This is a genomic window from Microbacterium sp. Leaf203, assembly GCF_001421275.1.
Lineage (GTDB): Bacteria > Actinomycetota > Actinomycetes > Actinomycetales > Microbacteriaceae > Microbacterium > Microbacterium testaceum_A.
Genome location: NZ_LMKF01000022.1, coordinates 16,053 through 37,127, shown reverse-complemented (window position 1 = coordinate 37,127; position 21,075 = coordinate 16,053). Strand labels below are relative to the sequence as shown.

Below are 21,075 nucleotides of genomic sequence, written 5' to 3'. Positions count from 1 at the left end.
TTCCTGCAATGACGCACCCACGAGAGGACCCCACCCCCGTGACCCCTTACGATCGCTCGGCGCCGCCACGACGCCGTTCTCGCTGGACGCTCGCCGTCCCGGTCATCGCCGCCCTCGTCGCGGCACCCCTCACCGCCCCCGTGATCGCCGGCGCTGTCGCCGCCGACGCGGGCCTCGTCGCCTCCTACCCCCTCGACGAGACCTCCGGAACAGTCGCGCACGACACCTCCGGCAACGGCCGCAACGCCACATTCGAAGGCGGCCCGACCCTCACCGGCGCCGACGGCGCCCGCCTCGACGGAAACGACGACGACGTCAAGCTGCCCAACGACATCCTCAAGGGCCTGGACTCCATCACCGTCAGCACCGACGTCATCGTGCGCCCCGAGCAGAGCGGCAACTACTTCATCTGGGGCCTCGGCAACACCACGGACTGGTACGGCAACGGCTACCTGTTCGCAACCGGCAACCCGGCGCGCACCGGCATCGCCCTCGGCAACTGGACCACCGAGCAGAAGGCCGAGAGCACCACCGCCCTCGAGCGCGGGGTCTGGAAGAAGTTGACCTACACGCTCGATGCGGCGTCGAAGACATCGCGTATGTACATCGACGGCGTCCAGATCGCCGAGAACACCAACACGACCTCCCTACCGAGCATGATCGGCGGCGGAACCACGACGGCGAACTATCTCGGCCGGTCCAACTACACCCCCGACAAGCGCCTGGCCGGTAGCCTCCGCGACTTCCGCATCTACGACCGTGCGCTCACCGCAACCGAGGTGAAGGGCCTGGTCAAGACCCCCGAGGACAGCGCAGCAGTGCAGTCCGCGCTCAGCGCGCTGGCGGTCACGAACATCGATGACGTCCGCGGCAACCTCACGCTGCCGGGCACCTCGCAGGGGCTCCCCGTCACCTGGACGACCTCGAACGCCTCGGTGGTCACCGCTGACGGCGTCGTTACGCGACAGAGCGCGGACGCGACGGTGACGCTCACGGCATCCATCACGAAGAATGCCGTCACCTCGACGCGGGCGTTCACCGCGACCGTCCGAAAGGCCGCGCAGATCGGGCCCTTCGAGGGGTACACGTTCGCCTACTTCACGGGCAACTCCGTCGCGGGAGAGAACATCTACTTCGCGGCGAGCAACGGCAACAACGCGCTGTCGTGGACAGAGCTCAACAGCGGGCAGCCGACGCTCACCTCGACCTTCGGCGAGAAGGGTCTCCGCGACCCGTTCCTCATCCGCTCTCCCGAGGGCGACACGTTCTACCTCATCGCCACGGATCTCTCGATCGGTCGCGACAGCAACTGGGACCGCGCGCAGCGCACGGGATCCAAGTACCTCGAGGTGTGGGAGTCGCACGACCTCGTCACCTGGAGCGCTCAGCGCCACGTGAAGGTGTCGCCGGATACGGCGGGCAACACCTGGGCCCCCGAGGCCTACTGGGACGAGTCGCTCGGCCAGTACGTCGTCTTCTGGGCCTCGAAGCTCTACCCCGAGAACGACCCCAACCACACCTCGAACGTCGCCAACAGCATGCTGTACGCCACCACGCGCGACTTCGTGACCTTCAGCGACACCAAGGTCTGGCAGGGCGGCATGTCGCGTATCGACTCCACCGTCATCAAGGCGAACGGCGTCTACCAGCGCTTCACCAAGGACGAGGGCGCCGGCACCACCGGGTGCAGCGACATCATCCAGGAGAGCTCGGCCGTGCTGACGGCACCGCTCGACCAGTGGAAGCTCGTCACCTCGTGCATCGGCAAGAACGCCGGCACGCAGGCCGTCGAGGGACCGAGCATCTTCAAGTCGAACCCCGGCGACGTCAACGGAGACAAGTACTACCTCTTCGTCGACGAGTACGGCGGACGCGGGTACATCCCCCTCGCAACCACCGACATCGCCAACCCGGACTGGAAGGTCCCGGCCTCGTACCGCCTGCCCGGCAGCCCGCGGCACGGAACCGTCATGCCCGTCACCCAGGCCGAACTCACGGCCCTGCGTGCGAACCTGCCGCAGCCGCTCGCGGCCAACGAGAAGGGCGAGCTCCTGCGGTACGACTTCACCGACGGGTCGGGGTCGACCCTGCACGACCGCTCCGGTGCGGGGCGCGATGCGCAGATCAAGGGCAACGCCGTGTGGAACGCCGACGCCCTCACCTTCGACGGCACCGACGACTACGTCGACCTGCCCGACAACGTGCTCGCGGGGACGACCGACATCACGGTCCAGGCCGAGATGCGCGTGGACGCCGCGCAGAAGAACCCGTACTTCCTATACGCGTTCGGAAACACCGCGCAGGATGGCACCGGCAACGGCTACCTCTTCGCGACGGGGAACAACCAGTTGCGCGGGGCGCTCACCACGGGCAACTGGTCGGGGGAGCAGAACGCGCAGTCCTCGGCCGCCCTTCCGCGCGACCGGTGGGTGAACGTCACGTACACGCTCAGCGGGTCGACGGCACGCCTGTACCTCGACGGGCAGCAGGTGGCGGAGAACACCAACGTCACGGTGCGCCCCGGCGACATCGGCGGCGGTCGCACCCTCGCCAACTACATCGGCAAGTCGGTCTACAACGCCGACAACCTGCTCCGTGGACAGGTTCGCGAGTTCGCGCTCTACAACCGGGCCCTGAGCGCGGACGAGGTCGCCTCCGCGAACCCCGGCGTGCTGTCGAAGGTCAGCCTGCAGGACCCCAGCGTCCTGAAGGTCGCGCCGATCATCGACTCGGCGACGCGAACGATCACGTTCCCGGTGACGCCGGGCACCGACCTGACGAAGCTCCGTCCGACCTTCACCACCGCGTCGGGGACGACGGCGACCCCGGCCTCGGGGACGCTGCGCAACCTGAGCTCCCCGGTGACGGTCACGCTCAAGACGGCGGGGCAGGATGACACGGTCTGGACGCTGACGGCAGTCGAGATGAAGAGCCCGGTCCTGCCGGGGCTGTACGCCGATCCGAACATCGCGGTGTTCGGCGACACGTACTACATCTACGCCACGACCGACGGCACCCCGGGCTGGGGCGGCAACACCTTCTACGTCTGGAAGTCCAAGAACCTCGTGGACTGGACGCGGTCGGACAAGCCGTTCCTCACGCTCGACGGCGCCAAGGGCAACGTCCCCTGGGCCACCGGCAACGCGTGGGCTCCGACGATCATCGAGAAGGGCGGGAAGTACTACTTCTACTTCAGTGGCCACGAGCCGAACGCCAACCGCAAGATGATCGGTGTGGCCGTCGCAAACAGCCCCGAGGGCCCGTTCACCGCCGAGGCGCAGCCGATGATCACCAACGGCGAGAGCGTCAACAGCGGGCAGGCGATCGATCCGGCCGCGTTCCGTGATCCTCAGACCGGCAAGTACTACCTGTTCTGGGGCAACGGCAAGCCCGTCTACGGCGAGCTGTCCGATGACATGAAGAGCATCAAGGCGGGCACGATCAAGCCGATCACCGGTCTGCCGGACTTCCGTGAGGGGCTTTTCATGAACTTCCGAGACGGGACGTACCACCTGACGTACTCGATCGACGACACCGGATCCCCCGACTACCGCGTCGGCTACGCCACGTCGACGAGCATCGACGGACCGTGGACCTACCGCGGCATCCTGCTGCAGAAGGATCCGTCGCAGGGCATCCTCGGACCGGCGCACAGCTCGATCATCAACGTGCCGGGCACCGATGAGTGGTACATCGCGTACCACCGCTTCGCGATCCCGGGCGGTGGTGGGACCAACCGCGAGACGACGATCGACCGGATCCAGATCGGCTCCGATGGGCTCTTCCAGACCGTGAAGCCGACGCTCACCAGCGTCGCTCCGCGCGAGGTCCCCACGGAGACGAACCCGGAGCCGAGCCCGTCGCCGTCGCCCAGCGGTTCCTCGACCGGCAGCCCGTCGCCCTCGCCGAGCGACGCGCCCACCGGGACGCCGTCGCCGACCGTCGCCCCGACGGGGCAGCCCACGGCGCAGCCGACGGCGTCTCCGGCGGGCCCCTCGGCCTCGGTGTCGACGTCGACCGTCGAGCGCGGCGGCACGGTGCGGGTGACCGTGACGGGCCTGAAGGCCGGTGAGCAGGTCACCGCCGAACTGCGCAGCACGCCGATCCGCATCGCCGGCATCCCTGTCGCCGACGCGGCAGGTCGGGTCGTCTTCGACGTCCGCATCCCCGCGGACCTCGAAGCGGGCGCGCACACGATCGTCGTCTTCGCGGCGGATGGCTCGATCATCCAGCGTCTGCCGATCACGGTCGTGCCGAAGGGTCAGCTCGCCGCCACCGGTGCGCAGGGCCCGCTCGGGGGAGCACTGCTGGCGACGTTCCTGCTGGTCGCGGGAGCGGCGGTCTGGGCGACGCGTCGACCGCGTCGCACGGTGTCGTAGCAGGCAGAAGGTGAAAAGGGAGGGGCCCGGGTGCCATGGCATCCGGGCCCCTTTTCTGTGGAGCGGACGCGGGATGGGGCGCATCGCGGGCGGGAGACGCGACGACCTGCGCCCGCCCCGCGACCTCGAAATCACCCATTGACCTTCCGCGGGTCATCCGTCTACTGTGTGTCGAACCGGTTCGATGATTGAACCGTATTTCCCCTCGACGATGAGAGAAGAGTTCCATGAGGTCGACACGACGGCGTGCCGCACGCGCGCCCATCGCCACTGTCACCGCAGGGCTGGCCGTCGCCGCCCTCGCCATCGGTTCCCCCGCACATCCCCCGCAGGCCGAGGCGGCGGCAGGCGCCGACGCCGGCAGCCACATGATCCTCGACTACGACTTCGACGGTGCGGCATCCGTCACCACGACGGTGAAGGACGAATCGGGCAAGGGGCGCGATGGTCTGCTGGCAAACCCGGGCTCGGCGCAACTCGTCGACGGCCCGTCGGGCGGAAAGGCCCTCCACCTCTCGGGCGGCGCGGCCGGCTCGACCACTTCCCCCTACATCACGGTGCCCGCGGGACTCTTCCAGGGGCTCACCTCGACGACCATCTCCTCATGGGTCAACTGGGACGGGGGCGACGCCTTCCAGTGGTTGTACACCCTGGGTAAGGACAAGGACAGCGCGGCCTTCTACACCCCCCGGTTCCAGGGCGACGACAAGGCCCGCTCCAACGTCAAGCCCACCACCCAGGGCGAAGTCGGGGCGTCGGGGTCGACGGCTCTGCCCACCGGTGAGTGGCACCTCGTCACCACGACCATCGACTCCGGGGCGCTGGTCTCCTACCTGGACGGTCTCGAGGTGAGCCGCACCACCGTCGGTGCCGACGTCTCCTCGGCCCTCTTCGGCTCCTCGTCCCCCACCTCCGGTTACATCGGGCAGCCCTTCTGGACCGGGGTGCACCCGTTCTTCGCCGGCGCCATCGACGACTTCCAGGTGTACGACACCGCCCTCACCCCCGGACAGGTGCGAGCACTCGCCGGCGACGCTGCGCCGAAGCTCACAACCGTCCTGCAGAAGAACGTCGAGGTGCAGACCGACGTCGGTGCAGCTCCGAACCTCCCCGGGGTGAAGGCCGAGTTCGACGATGGTCAGCAGCGCCTCGCTCCCGTCACCTGGGCCGATGTGCCGGCATCCGCCTACGCCCAGCGCGGCGTCTTCACCGTCACCGGCACGGTGGACGGGACCGAGACCGCGGTCACCGCGACAGTGCGCGTCACAACGCCGGATGAGTTCTCGATCGACGTCGGCGACCGAACCGGGGCGTTCATGGGCGGCGCGTCCGGGACGCTCTACGGGCTCTACGGTCCCGGCCTCCCCTCGAACAATCTGATCGACGGTATCCAGCTGCGCACCGTCTCGACCAAGGCTCAGGACGGGCCACAGCACCCCGGTGCCGACGCCCTCGAGGTGGTCAAGCCGCTCGCCGACTCCTCGAACGGCGACGTGTACATCTACATGACCGACATCAATCGCGGCTTCCCGTACGAGGTGCCCGGGGCGAACGGCGCGGAGAAAGAGGCGTGGTTCCTCGATTCGATCGGCAAACAGGTCGACCAGGTCCTTCAGCTGCCCGAGGAGTACCGCAAGCGCATCGTCTTCGTGCCCTTCAACGAGCCCGAGGGCAACATGTACGGCAACGGCGGCCAGTCGTTCTGGGGTCAGAGCTGGCTCGACAACCCCGATCGCTTCTTCAGCGCCTGGGATCGCGCATACCGGCTCATCACCTCGAAGATCCCCGATGCGCGAATCGGCGGCCCGAACACCAGCGTGCTCTTCGATCAGGACTACGGGTTCCTCCAGCACGCGATCGCCGACGACACCGTGCCACAGGCCTTCACCTGGCACGAGCTCAGCAATCCCGCCACGATCCGCGACTCCGTCGCGAAGTACCGCGGGTGGGAGGACGAGCTCTTCGCGGGAACGAAGTGGGCGGGTCAGCACCTGCCGATCAACGTCAACGAGTACGCGTTCAACTACCACACCTCGGTTCCGGCGCAGATGATCCAATGGATATCCGCGATCGAGGACAGCAAGATCGACGCCGACATCGCCTACTGGAACATCGACGGCAATCTGAGCGACTCCGCCGTCCAGTCCAATCGCGGCAACGGCCAGTGGTGGCTGTTGAACGCCTACGGCAACATGACCGGGGACACGGTGACGGTGCATCCGCCGCGCCCCGGCCAGAGCTACACCCTTCAGGGCGTCGCCACCGTGGACGACGCCGACAAGAAGGTCCACGCTCTGCTGGGTGGCAGCTCGGGTGACCAGAACGTGTACTTCGACCGCTTGCCGGACTACCTGTCGCAAACGGCTCACGTCCAGGTGCGAGACATCCGCTGGACCGGTCAGATCGGCGACTCGGGCGAGCCGCAGACGGTCGCGGAATTCGATGCTCCTGTGACGAACGGGTCGCTCGGGCTTCGATTCGGCGAGGGTGGCCTGCCGCCGCTCGGTACCGACTCGGCCTACGAGATCATCGTCACTCCGGGGCAGAACGCCTCGAGCCCGGCGCAGTCGCCGGTGTCGTGGCGCGGCGTCTACGAGGCGGAGAACGCCCGGTTCGAGGGAGCCACCCCCGAAATCAACGGTCCCGAGGGAACGCCCGGCAATGTCGGTGGCTTCTACACCTCGGGGACGAAGGATGTGGGCGGCATCCGCGCAGGATCCAACCTGCGGATGACCTTCGACGTCGACGTTCCGGCTGCGGGGTCGTACGACCTCAGTGTGCTCGCGAGCGCTTACAACAAGGACGCTCTGAACCTCGCGCAGGGGCCGGTGAACATGTTCGTGACAGTCGACGGCGGCGCCGAGCAGGAGATCTACGCGGAGCTCGGCTACAAATGGGTCGTCTGGAACCACGCCGACACGAAGGTCGATCTGAAGGCGGGAAAGAACAGCATCACGATCGCGGCGAAGAGTCTCGATGGAACGAGGCAGACCGTCGGCACGGCCATCATCGACAAGATCGACCTGACCCAGCCCAACCCCGCGTACACGCCGATCTATGAGGCGGAGAACGCCGTGCTGCACGGCGCCTCGGCGGCCTACGACAGGGCAGGCGTCTCGGGTTCGGGTTACGTGCCGCTCTCGAACGGTCAGTCGGCCACCTTCTGGGTCTACAACGCCGACGACTCCGAGAAGGCCCTCGAGGTGAAGACCCTCGGGGGCGGCACTGCGACGCTCCGGGTGAACGGTGTGGACCTGGGGACGGTGTCCGACGCCGCGACCGTTCCGGCCTTCCTCGTGGGCGGTGTCAACAAGGTGGAGGTCGTGGGGACATCGGGGACGATCGCTCTGGATCGCGTCGCGGTGCGCGGGTCGGAGAAGGCCCTGGCGTCGCAGACCATCGAGGCGGAGGCGGGAACCCTCGCGGGATCCGCCAAGGCCCAGGACCTCTCGCTCGCCAGTGGCGGCAAGGCGGTGGTCGGCATCGGTGGAGCGCCCGGCAACGGCAACACCCTCACCCAGAAGGTGACCGTCGACCAGCCGGGGACGTACGCGATGACCCTGCGCTACTCCAACGAGGAGCAGTCGCCGTCGTCCCACTACAACCCCGACCCGGTGGCTCGTCGTGCCGACATCTCCGTCAATGGAGGCCCGGTGCAGAAGGTGCTGTTCCCGCAGAGCTACAACGCCAACCAGTTCTGGGAGCTCACCGTCGAGGTGCAGCTGCAAGCGGGGGAGAACTCGATCCGGTTCGCGTCGGAGGAGCAACCCGACTTCAACGGGGTCACGTATATCTCCGAGCGGTACCCCACCCTGGGACTTCGTTCGCAGTGGGCGCCGAATCTCGACCGGATGACCTTCACCGCCCTTCGGCCCGACACCACCCCGGCCGCCGCAACGGTCGCGACCAACGCCTCCTCGGTCGCGCAGGGGGGATCGATCGAGGTGTCGGGCGCCGGATACGCGCCGGGCGAGAGAGTCGGGTTCGTCCTGCACTCCGACCCGATCGTGCTGGGCGAGGCGACAGCGGATGCCGCGGGTGCGGTGTTGACGACCCTCACGGTGCCGGCATCGGCCCCGGTCGGAGACCATCAGTTGATCGCCACGGGGGCGCTCTCTCAGCGCTCGGCGTCGACGGCTCTCGCGATCACCGCCGCGGTCGGCGGCGGAGCGGGCGGCGGTGGCGCCGGGGCGGGCGACGGTGTCTCCGGCAACGGCGGGGGAGCAGCGGCCGGCGGATCGGGCACGTCGACGACGGCGTCCGCGTCGGGTTCCCTCGCGATGACCGGCACCACCTTCGCGGGCTTCGGTGGGCTCCTCGCCGGAGCGGCGGCCCTCGCGGCAGGCGTGGCCCTGATCGCTCGTCGACGGGAGCGCGCTCGCTCCTGACCGCACATCGCGGAGACGCCCCGGGAACCGGAACCCCGGGGCGTCTTCGCGCCGTGGAGCGTGCGCGGACGGGTGGAAATAAGCACACTCGTTCGACTGCGAAAATGTTGCTGAGCGCGATACACGGCGCTAGACTGATCGAACCGGTTCGACGATGAAGGGAGCGGGTGAATGACCACCATCGGTGACGTGGCCAAGGCTGCGGGAGTCTCGCGCAGCACCGTCTCGTACGCGCTCTCCGGCAATCGCCCCATCTCTCGCGAGACTCGCGAGCGCATCGACGCCGCGATCTCCGAGCTGGGCTTCACCGTGAACGCGGGCGCTCGCGCCCTCGCCACCTCGCAGACCATGGTCCTCGGGCTGCTGTTGCAGTTCCACGAAGACGAGTTCCCGCCGGCCATGCTGCAGTACATCCTCGCCGTGTCAGACGCTGCCCGTGAGCTCGGCTACGACATCCTCATGGTCACCGACGGTGATGGTCCGGGAGCGATCCGTCGCATCACGTCGTCGAACATGGTCGACGGTGTCGTCCTGCTCGACGTCACTCACGACGACCCCCGTCTCGAGGCGCTGCGTCAGGCTCGACAGCCCGGTGCGCTCGTGGGTCTTCCGCGCGACACCGAGGGCCTCGACGTCTTCGACCTCGACTTCGGCGAAGCGGCGCGCCTCATCGTCGACCACCTCTATGGCCTCGGCCACCACGACATCGTCCTCGTCTCGCCCCCGCGGCACGTGTTCGAGCGTGGCGGCGCCTACGCCTGGCGTTTCCGCGACGCCGCGCTCGAGCGCGCGGCACGGTACGGCATCCGCATCCATGCTCACTACGGCGAGTCCCAGCAGCCCGGGATCGAGCGCAGCCTCAACGCGATCCTCGACACGCGCACCGACGCCACGGCGCTCATCGTCCACAACGATGCCTCGATCGCCGCGCTCCCGGGCGTGCTCCGCGAGCGCGGCACCGTGGTCCCCCGAGATCTTTCCGTCGTCAGCCTCTACTCCAGGGACTTCGGACGCACCTTCCTTCTGCCGTACACGGCAGTGGAGACCTCCCCCGACGGTCTGGGCCGCAGGGCGGTCCAGCACCTCGTCCGGCGCATCGCCGACCCCGCCTACGGGCCCCCCGTGGTCGGGTTCATCGAGCCGGAACTGACCGACCGGGGGAGCACCGCCTGACGGGGCGGTAGGCGCGCCCCGTTCTCGTCGGCCCATCGTCGAACCGGTTCAACGCGTCACTCGCACGACAACGCAGTCACATTTCAGAGAGGAAATCGCAAGTGAGCACGTCAATCACCCGTACCCGCGCTCTCGGAGCGCTCGCCATCGGCGCCGTCGCCGTCGGCGTCCTGGCCGGTTGCTCCGGCGGTGGCGCCGGAGGTTCCGGTAGCACCGACGCCGCCGGCGGCACCTTCACCTTCTGGGACCCATACCCGCAGTACGACGCCAGCTCGGACTGGGCCAAAGTCATCGACAAATGCGCGGCCGACGCCGGCGTCACCGTCGAACGCACCGGTTTCGACACCAGCGACCTGACCAGCAAGGCCCTCCTCGCCGGACAGCAGGGCGATTCGCCCGACATCCTGCTGATCGACAACCCCGCGGTCTCGACGCTGGTTGAGGCGGGCATTGTCACGGCGACCGACGAGAACGGCCTGCAGGTCGGCGACGTCGCCGAGAACATCCTCGGCGCCTCGGTCGTCGACGGGAAGACCTACGGCGTCCCGATCGGGGCGAACACCCTCGCCCTCTATTACAACCCCACCGTTCTCAGCGCCGCGGGCGTCGACCCGTCCTCCATCAAGGACTGGTCGAGCCTGAACAGCGCGATCGAGAAGGTCGTGGCATCCGGCAAGAAGGGCATCACCTTCTCGGGGATCGGCACCGAAGAGGGCAGCTTCCAGTTCCTGCCGTGGTTCTGGGGTGCGGGCGCCGACCTCACGCAGCTCGACTCCTCGCAGGCCGCCTCGGCCGTGCAGCTCTGGACGGACTGGGTCAAGAAGGGCTGGGCACCGAACTCGGTCATCAACAACACGCAGACCACCAGCTGGCAGGAGTTCCAGACCGGCGACTTCGGTTTCGCCGAGAACGGCACCTGGCAGAAGGCCGGCGCCGCCAAGGCGGGCTACGAGGTCATGCCCATCCCCGCGGCCAAGGGCGGTGCGGCGCCTGCTCCCACGGGAGGCGAGTTCCTGACGCTGCCGGTTCAGAAGGACTCCGCCCGCTACGCCACCTCGTCGAAGATCGTCGAGTGCCTCACCAGCACCGCGAACGTGGTCGACACCGACAACACGCTGAACTACATCGCGGCGACTCCCGAGGCGCAGAAGGCGCAGCTCGCGAAGGACTCCACGCTCGAGCCCTGGATCGAGGCCGTCGGTGCCGCCAAGGCGCGTACCGGAGACAACCTCGGCGTGAAGTACCCGGTCATCTCCGAGCAGTTGTGGACCGCTGTGCAGAACTCCCTCACCGGCGCCCAGTCGCCGCAGGACGCCCTGAAGGCCGCCCAGCAGGCCGCCTCGTCCAAGTAATCCCATCCATCGAAAGGGGTACGCCGACATGACCGCGACGCAGATCACTGCTTCGACGGGCACCGGCGACACCGGGAGGGCGGCGGAGCGATCCGCTGCCCTCCCCACCCCCGGTCGCCGTCCGCGGCGCCGGGGGCAGTGGGCGGCGTGGGCGTTCCTCGCCCCCGTCGTCGTCTACCTGGTCGTCTTCTACGCCTATCCGCTCTACCGCAACCTCGATCTGAGCCTGCGCGACTACACGGTCCGCTCGTTCATCGACGGGAACGCGCCCTTCGTCTGGTTCGCCAATTACGTGGCGGTCTTCCAGGACCCCACCTTCTGGCCGGCCCTCGCCAACACCGCCACGTTCACCCTCGTCTCGATCGCGTTCCAGTACTCGATCGGCATGGCGCTGGCGGTGTTCTTCTTCCAGCGCTTCCCGCTCTCGGCGACGCTTCGCGCGCTCTTCCTCGTACCGTGGCTGCTGCCGCTTCTGGTCTCGGCCTCGGCGTGGTCGTGGATGCTCAACTCCGACTCGGGGGTCGTCAACGCCGCCCTCAGCGCGGCGGGCATCGACCCGGTGAACTGGCTGACGTCCCCGCAGTGGGCCCTGGTGTCCGTGCTGATCGCGAACATCTGGATCGGCGTGCCGTTCAACCTCGTCATCCTGTACAGCGGCCTGCAGAACATCTCGACCGACATCTACGAGGCGGCCTCCATCGACGGGGCGAACGCGGGGCAGAAGTTCTGGCGCATCACCTTCCCGCTGCTGCGCCCGGTCTCGGCGATCACCATCCTGTTGGGGCTGGTCTACACGCTGAAGGTCTTCGACATCATCTGGATCATGACGCGCGGCGGTCCGGGCTCCAGCTCGACCACGTTCGCGATCTGGTCGTACCGGTTGGGCTTCGGTTCGGCCCTGCCCGATCTCAGCCCCGCAGCCGCGGTCGGCAATCTGCTCATCGTGATCGCCCTCGTGTTCGGGCTGATCTACATCCGCGCCCAGCGCCGCCTGGAGGTCTGATGAAACGCCGACCGTGGTGGATCACCCTCGTGGGGGTGGTCCTGACCGGGATCATGCTGTTCCCGATCTACTGGATGATCAACGTCTCGCTCACCCCGCAGAGCGACATGCGCAAGTCGCCGCCCGACCTGTTCCCGCTCACCCCGACCTTCGAGGGGTACGAGAAGGTGGTGTCCGACCAGCTGCCCTACCTCGGCACCAGCTTCGTCATCGGCGTCGGCACGGTGGTGCTGACCCTCGTGCTGTCGGCTCCGGCGGCCTACGCCCTCGCCAAACTGCGCCCGCGCGGCGGCAACGCGTTGAGCTTCGCGTTGCTGATCGCGCAGATGATCCCCGGGATCATCATGGCGATGGGGTTCTACGCGATCTACCTCAACGCCGGGATCCTCAACACGGTGCCGGGGCTGATCCTCGCCGACTCCACGCTCGCGGTGCCGTTCGGTGTGCTGATCTTCACCGCGTTCATGCGCGGCATCCCCGACGAATTGCTCGCCGCCGCCCGCATCGACGGGGCCGGAACGTGGCGCACCTTCCGCTCGATCGTGCTGCCGGTCAGCCGCAACTCGATCGTGACGGTGTCGCTGTTCGCGTTCCTGTGGTCGTGGTCGGACTTCATCTTCGCCTCGACCCTGAACAGCGGCGGCAAGCTGCAGCCCATCACGATCGGCATCTACCGCTATATCGGCAACAACAACCAGGAGTGGAACGCGATCATGGCGACCGCCGTCGTGGCATCCATTCCCGCCGCCGTCCTGCTCATCCTCGCCCAGCGTTACGTGGCGGCGGGTGTCACCGCCGGCGCCGTCAAAGACTGACCCTCGAAAGGCCCTTCGTGTCCGTTCCCTCCTTGCCGTCGTTCGACGTGCGCGAGATCCCCTTCAGCCGTCGCGGATCGTGGATGAACCTGTCGCCCGTGATCGGGCTGCACCGTCGCGTCAGAGACGTGCACCTCGTGTCGCACCTCACCGGAATGCACGCGGTGCTGCGTCTGTCTCTGAGCCGGGACGGTTCGTCGGTGGATGCCGAGACCTCGGCCGACCCCTCGACGCTGTCGTGGCTGGTCGGGGGAGAGGTCGTCGCTTCGGCGGTGTTCGCATCGAGCGACGTCGTGCGACTGAGGGGCGCCGGGGCCGATCTCGTGCTCGCGGATGCCGCCGAGGAGCTCACCCCGTTCACCGGCTCGTACTTCTTCCGCGAGCCCCGCGACGGATCGTGGGTGTTCACCTCGTACGAGACGGGCCGGCGCTACCGCATCAGCGTGCTGACGGGTTCGGCATCCGCAGAGGGGGAGGAGGCCCTCGGCCAGAGCGTGCGCGCCGTGACGGTGAGCGGCGCCGACGGGTGGGAGGTCGCTGTCGAGCAGATCGAGACCGCCGCGCCCGCATTCACCTCCCTCGAGACCTTCGCCGAGGTGGCGCAGCGCGTGACGGAGGAGTTCGAGGAGTATCTGGCCGCGGTCGGCGGGTGGCGCAGCGACGACACCCCCGCTGTGGCGCTCGCCGCCTACGTGCTGTGGTCGGCCACGGTGGCGCCCGCGGGCTTCGTGACCCGCGAGTCGGTGCTGATGTCGAAGCACTGGATGGACAAGGTCTGGAGCTGGGATCACACCTTCAACGCCCTGGCCCTTGCCCCCGGGGCCCCCGAGCTGGCACTCGACCAGTTCTTGGCGCCGTTCGACCATCAGGATGCCGCGGGTGCGATGCCCGATTCGATCACCCACTCCGAAGTGCTCTACAACTTCGTCAAGCCGCCAATCCACGGGTGGGCGCTGACCCGCCTGCGCGAACGGCTGGGCCGCCCCCTCGACCGCGTCGAACTCGAGACGGTCTACGCGCGGCTCGCGCGCTGGTCGCGGTTCTGGCTCGATTCGCGCACGGTCGCGGGTCGCGCGCTGCCCTACTACCAGCACGGCAACGACAGTGGCTGGGACAACTCCACGACCTTCGACCACGACCGCGTCATCGAGGCGCCCGACCTCGCGGCCTTCCTCGCCGTGCAGCTCGACGTCGTCGCCGATCTCGCCGACGAGCTCGGACTCGACGACGCATCCCACTGGCGCGACGAGCGCGACCGGGTGGAGCAGGCGCTGCTGACCGAGCTGCGCGACGACAGCGGCTTCTTCGCCGTGGGCGCTCTGAGCCGCGCGCGCAGCAAGCGCACGAGCCTGCTCAATCTGCTGCCCGTGCTCGCCTCGCCGCGGCTGCCCGGAGAGGTGGTCGACACGCTCGCCGACGGGATCGCGGCGCACCTGACCGAGTGGGGACCGGCGACTCAGCGCGTCGACACCGAGGAGTACGAGAGCGACGGGTACTGGCGAGGTCCCATCTGGGCGCCCTCGACGATGCTCATCGAGGAGGGCCTGCGCCGCGGCGGTCGCGACGGGCTCGCCGACACGATCAGCGAGCGGTTCCGCGCCCTGTGCGAGCGCTCCGGCTTCGCCGAGAACTTCGACGCCCTGACCGGTGAGGGGCTCCGCGACCGCGCCTACACCTGGACCGCGAGCGTGTACCTCGTCTTCGCGCACGACCACGTCGAACGCCGGCGCGCGGCGCGGGCCACGGGCGAGGCAGACGTCGAGGCGCGCGTGTGACCGCCGTCACCGCGCACTTCTCCGTCGACGGGACTCGCCTCCTCTGGCGCGGAGACGGCGAGACCGTGTTGATCGAGCCGTGGGGCCGAGACAGCGTCCGCGTGCGCGCACGCCTCATGCACGATGTCGCCGACCACGACTGGGCGCTCCTTCCCGCCGAACCCGTCGACGCGGCGATCGAGGTCGATGCGGAGCGGGCGACCCTGACGAACGGGCGCCTACGGGTGGTGGCGACCTCGAGCACCGGCATCCAGCTGCAGACCGGATACGACCGGAACTTCTGCCATCTCGCCTTCTTCGACGCCTCGGGTCGTCTGCTCTTCCAGGAGCGGGATGCCGGCGGCTCGCTGGCCCTCGTGGCGCGAGAGCACCGACCGATCCCCGGCGGGGACGTGCGACTGATCGCGTCGTTCGAGACCGCCGCCGACGAGCGGCTCTACGGCATGGGGCAGTACCAGCAGGACGTTCTGGACCTGAAGGGATGCTCCCTCGAGCTCGCACATCGCAACTCGCAGTCCAGCGTTCCGTTCGTCATGTCGAGCCGCGGTTACGGCTTCCTCTGGCATAACCCGGCGATCGGACGAGCGACGTTCGCCGCGAACGGCACCCGATGGGAGGCCGAGTCGACCGAGCAGCTCGACTACTGGGTGACCGCGGGTGAGACGCCGCGTGAGATCGCGCGGGCGTACGCGGATGCCACGGGGCACGCCCCGATGATGCCCGAGCGGGGTCTCGGGTTCTGGCAGTGCAAGCTGCGGTACTCCTCCCAGGACGAGCTGCTCGCCGTCGCCCGGGAGCACACCCGTCGTGGGCTGCCGCTCGACGTGATCGTCGCCGACTTCTTCCACTGGCCGAAGATGGGCGACTTCCGCTTCGAGGACGAGTTCTGGCCCGACCCTGAGGCGATGGTGCGCGAGCTCGACAGCCTCGGCGTCGAGTTGATGGTGTCGGTCTGGCCTCAGGTGTCGCTCGAGAGCGAGAACTACGCGCTCATGAAGAAGGAGAACCTCCTCGTCCGTGCCGAGCGCGGGCTCGACGTGCACATGTCGTTCGAAGGCCCGAGCGCCTTCCTCGACGCGACGAACCCGCGCGCACGCGACTTCGTGTGGCAGCGATGTCGGCAGAACTACGGGCGGCACGGCATCCGCACCTTCTGGCTCGACGAGGCCGAACCCGAGTTCGGGCTCTACGACTACGACAACTATCGGTATCACGCGGGTCCGGTGCCGCAGGTGGGCAACCTGTACCCGCAGCACTACGCGCGCGCCTTCGCCGAGGGGCAGTGGGGTGACGGTGAGGCCGAGGTCGTGAACCTGCTGCGTACGGCCTGGGCCGGGTCGCAGCGGTACGGAGCCCTGGTGTGGTCGGGCGACATCGCCTCGACCTTCGCGGCGCTGCGCGCGCAGATCACGGCCGGAATCCATATGGGCGTCGCGGGCATTCCGTGGTTCACCACCGACATCGGCGGCTTCCACCACGGAGACCCCGACGACGAGGGCTTCCGCGAATTGCTCGTGCGATGGTTCCAGTTCGGAGCGTTCAGCCCGGTGATGCGACTGCACGGCGATCGCCTACCCACGCGAGAGGTGCACGCCGCCGACGGGTCACGGCGCTCGCCGACCGGTGGGCCCAACGAGGTGTGGAGCTTCGGCGACGAGGCCACACCGATCCTCGAGCGCTACCTCTTCGCGCGCGAGGCACTGCGCCCGTACCTGCGCACGGTCATGCGCGACGCGCACGACGACGGTCAGCCGGTGCTGCGGGGGCTGTTCCACGAGTTCCCGGACGACGAGCGCTGCTGGACGGTGAAGGACCAGTACCTCTTCGGCCCCGACCTGCTCGTCGCGCCCGTGACGGAGGCGGGCGCGGGCTCGCGGACCGTGGTGCTGCCCGCCGGCGCGGAGTGGACCGACCTGTGGAACGGTGAGGTGTTACCCGGCGGCGGCGAGCTCGAGGTGGAGGCGCCGCTCGATCGGATCCCGGTGTTCGTGCGCGACGCCGCCGTGCCCCAGGTCGTCGCAGCTGTGCGGTCGGCGCTCGGCATCGCGTGAGATCGCGGTGGAGCGGGCGGGCTGGGGGCTCTCCTCGATGAACGCGATTCCTCGCTAGAAACGCCGTGCCGCGGCATGTCTCGGGAGGAATGGCGTTTGTCGGCGGGAGCCCACATGGCGAGGACCCCGGATGCCATGGCATCCGGGGTCCTTCTCCGTTCGGTGTCAGCCCAGCAGCGGCACCGCGCCCACGAGCACGCCCACCGCCAGCATGACGAGCGAGACGACCGTCGCGCGCCACAGCACCTTCTTGTGGTGGTCGCCGAGGTTGACCCCGGCCAGCGAGACGAGCAGCAGGATCGCGGGGACCAGCGGGCTCTGCAGGTGCACCGGCTGGCCGGTGATCGAGGCGCGGGCCATCTCGACCGGGGCGATGCCGTAGTTCGCGGCGCTCTCGGCGAGCACCGGGAGGATGCCGAAGTAGAACGCGTCGTTCGACATGAAGAACGTGAACGGGATCGACAGCACACCGGTGATGACGGCGAGGAACGGTCCCATCGACGAGGGGATGACCTGGGTGATCCAGTCGGCCATGGCGGTGACCATGCCCGTGCCGTTGAGCACGCCGACCAGCACACCGGCCGCGAGCACCATCGACACGACCCCGACGATGCTGGGCGCGTGGGCGACGATCTCGTCGGCCTGCGAGCGCAGCTTCGGGAAGTTGACCACGAGCGCGATCGCGGCGCCGACCATGAACACGAAGGCCAGGGGGAACAGGTCGAGCACGAGCAGCACCATCACCGCGACGGTCAACGCGAGGTTGAACCAGATGAGCTTGGGTCGCAGGGTCGCCCGGTTGGGGTCGAGCATCGTGTCGGCCATCGCGGTGTCGGCGGCCTCGACGAGCTGCGGGGCGGCGACGGCTCCCTGTCCACCGCGGACGGTGACGATGTTGCCGGTGCGCAGCGACGCGAGGGCGCCGGGCTTGTGCTCGGCTCCGCGGAAGATCTTCGGGGCGCCGAGGCGACCGAAGCCTCCGGGACCGTCGATCTTGGCGGTGTCGATCGAGCCGGCCAGGCGCTTGCGCTCCGACAGGCCGAGGAACCAGGCGAAGGCGAGCGAGACGACCAGGCCCGCGAGCAGCGAGGGGATCATCGGCACGAAGACGTCGGTGGGCTGAAGCCCCAGGGCGGTGGCGGCGCGAACGGTCGGGCCACCCCACGGCACGATGTTCAGCGTGCCGTTCATGAGGCCCGCGACGCAGGTGAGCACGACGGGGCTCATACCCAGGCGCAGGTAGAGCGGCAGCATCGCTGAGGTGGTGATGATGAAGGTGGTCGAGCCGTCGCCGTCGAGCGAGACCGCGCCCGCGAGGATCGCCGTGCCGAGCACGATCTTGGCCGGGTCGTTCCCGAGGAAGCGCGTGATCACACGGATCAGCGGGTCGAACAGCCCGACGTCGATCATGATGCCGAAGTACATGATGGCGAACAGCAGCAGCGCGGCCGTGGGGGCCATCTTGCCGATCGCGTCGATCACCATGTCGCCGAGGCCGAAGCCGGCGCCCGCGATGAGGCCGAACACGGTGGGCACGAGGATGAGGGCGACCATCGGGGTCATTCGTCGCGTCATGATCAGCGCCATGAACGACAGGACCATAAGGAAGCCGAGGGCGACGAGCACACCGTCGGCGGGCGTGTAGGCCACCGCGTACTCTTCGGCTTCGGCCGCAAGGATCAGGGGGGTCATCGCGACTCCTTCGTCGTGGATGCCGGCACGGGGCGCGCCGTCGATTCGGTGACACTACGGATGCGGGGTGCTCGGCCGCGCGCTTGCTCGCATTGCGGGGCGTTATGCGCGTACCGTGTGTTCTGCGCATTTCGCGCACGATGATGTCGCGGAGCGGAGGAGGTGCACATGAGGTTCGCCACGCGCATGCTTCTCGTGCAGATCGCCACCCAGCTCGTGGTCGTGGTCGTCTGCACCGCCGTCTTCGCGTGGCTCGGCGTGCAGCAGCTCAAGGCCGAGGCGGATTCCTCGGCCCTCAACATCGCCCGCTCCGTGGCCGAGGCGCCCGAGGTGCGCGGGCGCGTGGCGCAATATTCGGCCGATCCCGGCACTCCGGATGCCGCGGGCCTCCGCGGCGGTGAGCTTCAGCAGTACGCGGCCGACGTGACCGCCCGCACGCAGGGCTTGTTCGTCGTGATCACCGACGACCACGGCATCCGTCTCGCGCACCCCGATCCGGACCGGTTGGGCGAGGTCGTCAGCACGAGCTTCGCCGACGCGCTCGCCGGGCGCGAGGTCGTGACGTGGGAGACGGGGACGCTGGGCGAATCCGCCCGTGCGAAGGTACCGGTCTATCCGCCCGGCGGGGGAGCGCCCGTGGGTGAGGTGAGCGTCGGTTTCGAGCGCGCGAGCGTGTTCGACGACCTCCCGGCCCTCATCGGTGGGATCGCGGTCGCCGTGGCGCTCGCCGTGGCGATCGGGGCCGTGGTCGCCCTGCTGATGCGCCGCCGACTCGAGCGACTGACCCTCGGCGTCCAGCCCGAAGAGCTGGTGTCGCTCGTGCAGACGCAGACCGCCGTTCTCGAGAGCGCCGACGAGGGAGTGCTCGCCCTCGACGACGCCGACGTCGTGCGCGTGTGCACGCCCTCCGCCGAGCGGCTCCTCGGGATCACGGATGCCGTGGGCCACCGCCTCGACGAGCTGGGCCTCCCGACGGCCGTCGTCGACGCTCTGTCGGGATCGGGTTCGTCGAGCGGCCTCCCGCTGGGTGATCGCGTGGTCTTCCTCGACGTGCGTCCGGTGCGCCGCGGAACGCGCACGCTCGGCCGGGTGGCGACGCTGCGCGACCGCACCGACGTCATCGCCCTGTCGGGCCGTCTCGACAGCGTCCGCGCCATGGGCGATGCCCTGCGGGTGCAGCGCCACGAGAACGCCAACCGCCTGCACGCCGCGGTGGGTCTTCTCGACGCCGGCCGCGCCGACGAAGCGCGAGCGTTTCTCACCGACCTCGTCGACCGCGGGTCGGTGGACTGGGCCGTGCCCGGCATCGAACTCGTCGGCGACCCCATGCTGCAGTCGTTCCTCGGTGCCAAGGCGCTGTCGGCGCGCGAGCGCGGCGTCGCCCTGCGCGTGGCCGACGACACGTTCTCGACCGCCTCGATCGACGACGTCGAAGACGTGGTCGCCGTGCTCGGCAACCTCATCGACAATGCCGTGACGGCCGCGGCGTCCGCTCCCGAACCCCGCGGGGTCGAGGTGAGCGTGCTCGACGACGCCGACGCGGTCGTGCTGACGGTGGCCGACACGGGTCCCGGCATCGCCGACGTCGAGGCGATCTTCGCGCCGCGCGAGCGCGGAGATGATCCGGATGCCGTGCACGGACTCGGCATCGGACTTCCGCTCTCGCGCGAGTTCGCCCGGCGCCGGGGCGGCGAGGTGTGGGTGGTCGACGCGGGCGGCGGCGACCACGGCGCGGTGGTGGCGGCGCGACTGCCGGGCGTGCGAGGCGGGACGAGCGAGCGAGAGGGAACGAGCGAGTGAACGGCATCCGGGTTCTGGTCGTCGACGACGACTTCCGCGTGGCGGGACTGCACCGCGACGCGGTGGCGGCGCGGCCGGGCTTCGTCGCGCTCGAGCCCGCGCGCACGGTGGGTGAGGCGCGCGCCGCGGTCGCCGCGCACGCGCCCGACCTCGTGCTGGCCGACGTGTACCTGCCCGACGGTGACGGCATCGAGCTCGTGCGCTCGCTCGACGTCGACGCGTTCGTGCTGTCGGCGGCGACGGATGCCGCGACCGTGCGCCGAGCGTTCTCGGCCGGTGCGCTGGCCTATCTCGTCAAGCCGTTCGATACGCGGGTGCTCGCCGAGCGCCTCGACCGCTTCGCCCGATACCGCAATCTGCTGTCGAGTTCGCGTCCGCTCTCGCAGGACGACATCGACCGAGCGGCCGCCGCGATGCGGGGCGAGCGCGACGGACCCTCGCTCGCGCGCTCGGCGACCGAGCAGACCGTCCTGGCCGCCCTCGGCGCCGACGAGGCGTCGGCGTCCGAGGTGGCCGAGCGGATCGGGGTCTCGCGTGCGACCGCGCAGCGCCACCTCACCGCTCTCGCCGAGCGCGGGCTCGTGCAGGTGAGCCTGCGGTACGGGTCGACCGGCCGCCCCGAGCACCGCTTCCGCGCCGGCGCCTGA

At 68.9% G+C, this 21,075-nt stretch carries 11 protein-coding genes; 10 read left to right on the top strand and 1 reads right to left on the bottom strand.

Annotation, left to right across the window (positions count from 1 at the left end):
* The first annotated feature begins 38 nt into the window (after positions 1 to 38).
* From ASE56_RS01480 to ASE56_RS01445, 8 genes are all read left to right on the top strand, one after another.
* Entirely contained in the window at positions 39 to 4,379 is a 4,341-nt protein-coding gene (locus ASE56_RS01480) for a family 43 glycosylhydrolase (protein ID WP_056224295.1), read from the top strand.
* A gap of 227 nt (positions 4,380 to 4,606) precedes the next feature.
* A complete protein-coding gene (locus ASE56_RS01475) occupies positions 4,607 to 8,767 on the top strand; it encodes a LamG-like jellyroll fold domain-containing protein (RefSeq protein ID WP_200914098.1) in 4,161 nt (1,386 codons plus the stop codon).
* A 171-nt stretch (positions 8,768 to 8,938) separates the two neighbouring features.
* Complete coding sequence (locus ASE56_RS01470) at positions 8,939 to 9,940, top strand: LacI family DNA-binding transcriptional regulator (protein WP_056224293.1); 1,002 nt, start codon at positions 8,939 to 8,941, stop codon at positions 9,938 to 9,940.
* 101 nt (positions 9,941 to 10,041) lie between these two features.
* Positions 10,042 to 11,292: an extracellular solute-binding protein gene (locus ASE56_RS01465; protein ID WP_082450272.1), complete on the top strand. Its 1,251-nt coding sequence runs from the start codon at positions 10,042 to 10,044 to the stop codon at positions 11,290 to 11,292.
* A 28-nt stretch (positions 11,293 to 11,320) separates the two neighbouring features.
* Complete coding sequence (locus ASE56_RS01460) at positions 11,321 to 12,295, top strand: carbohydrate ABC transporter permease (protein WP_056224291.1); 975 nt, start codon at positions 11,321 to 11,323, stop codon at positions 12,293 to 12,295.
* A complete protein-coding gene (locus ASE56_RS01455) occupies positions 12,295 to 13,110 on the top strand; it encodes a carbohydrate ABC transporter permease (RefSeq protein WP_056224288.1) in 816 nt (271 codons plus the stop codon). The genes ASE56_RS01460 and ASE56_RS01455 overlap by 1 nt, the downstream gene beginning before the upstream one ends.
* 17 nt (positions 13,111 to 13,127) lie before the next feature.
* Positions 13,128 to 14,885: an amylo-alpha-1,6-glucosidase gene (locus ASE56_RS01450; protein ID WP_056224286.1), complete on the top strand. Its 1,758-nt coding sequence runs from the start codon at positions 13,128 to 13,130 to the stop codon at positions 14,883 to 14,885.
* Positions 14,882 to 16,936, top strand: coding sequence for a TIM-barrel domain-containing protein (locus ASE56_RS01445; protein ID WP_056224283.1), 2,055 nt, complete (start codon positions 14,882 to 14,884; stop codon positions 16,934 to 16,936). The genes ASE56_RS01450 and ASE56_RS01445 overlap by 4 nt, the downstream gene beginning before the upstream one ends.
* 165 nt (positions 16,937 to 17,101) lie before the next feature.
* Here the strand turns inward: ASE56_RS01445 and ASE56_RS01440 are convergent, their stop codons facing one another.
* Positions 17,102 to 18,628, bottom strand: a complete 1,527-nt coding sequence (locus ASE56_RS01440; protein ID WP_056224281.1) for a CitMHS family transporter — start codon at positions 18,626 to 18,628, stop codon at positions 17,102 to 17,104.
* 168 nt (positions 18,629 to 18,796) lie between these two features.
* On the opposite strand from ASE56_RS01440, the gene ASE56_RS01435 reads away from it, so the two are divergent.
* Entirely contained in the window at positions 18,797 to 20,428 is a 1,632-nt protein-coding gene (locus tag ASE56_RS01435; protein ID WP_200914096.1) for a sensor histidine kinase, read from the top strand.
* Positions 20,425 to 21,075 (top strand): response regulator, encoded by a 651-nt coding sequence (locus tag ASE56_RS01430; RefSeq protein ID WP_056224280.1) that lies wholly within the window; start codon positions 20,425 to 20,427, stop codon positions 21,073 to 21,075. The genes ASE56_RS01435 and ASE56_RS01430 overlap by 4 nt, the downstream gene beginning before the upstream one ends.

What these genes read in the sequence shown, in the direction of transcription:
- ASE56_RS01475 (WP_200914098.1), top strand. Translation starts at nt 4,607, where the DNA reads ATGAGGTCGACACGACGGCGTGCCGCACGCGCGCCCATCGCCACTGTC.
- ASE56_RS01470 (WP_056224293.1), top strand. Translation starts at nt 8,939, where the DNA reads ATGACCACCATCGGTGACGTGGCCAAGGCTGCGGGAGTCTCGCGCAGC.
- ASE56_RS01460 (WP_056224291.1), top strand. Translation starts at nt 11,321, where the DNA reads ATGACCGCGACGCAGATCACTGCTTCGACGGGCACCGGCGACACCGGG.
- ASE56_RS01455 (WP_056224288.1), top strand. Translation starts at nt 12,295, where the DNA reads ATGAAACGCCGACCGTGGTGGATCACCCTCGTGGGGGTGGTCCTGACC.
- ASE56_RS01440 (WP_056224281.1), bottom strand. Translation starts at nt 18,628, where the DNA reads ATGACCCCCCTGATCCTTGCGGCCGAAGCCGAAGAGTACGCGGTGGCC.
- ASE56_RS01435 (WP_200914096.1), top strand. Translation starts at nt 18,797, where the DNA reads ATGAGGTTCGCCACGCGCATGCTTCTCGTGCAGATCGCCACCCAGCTC.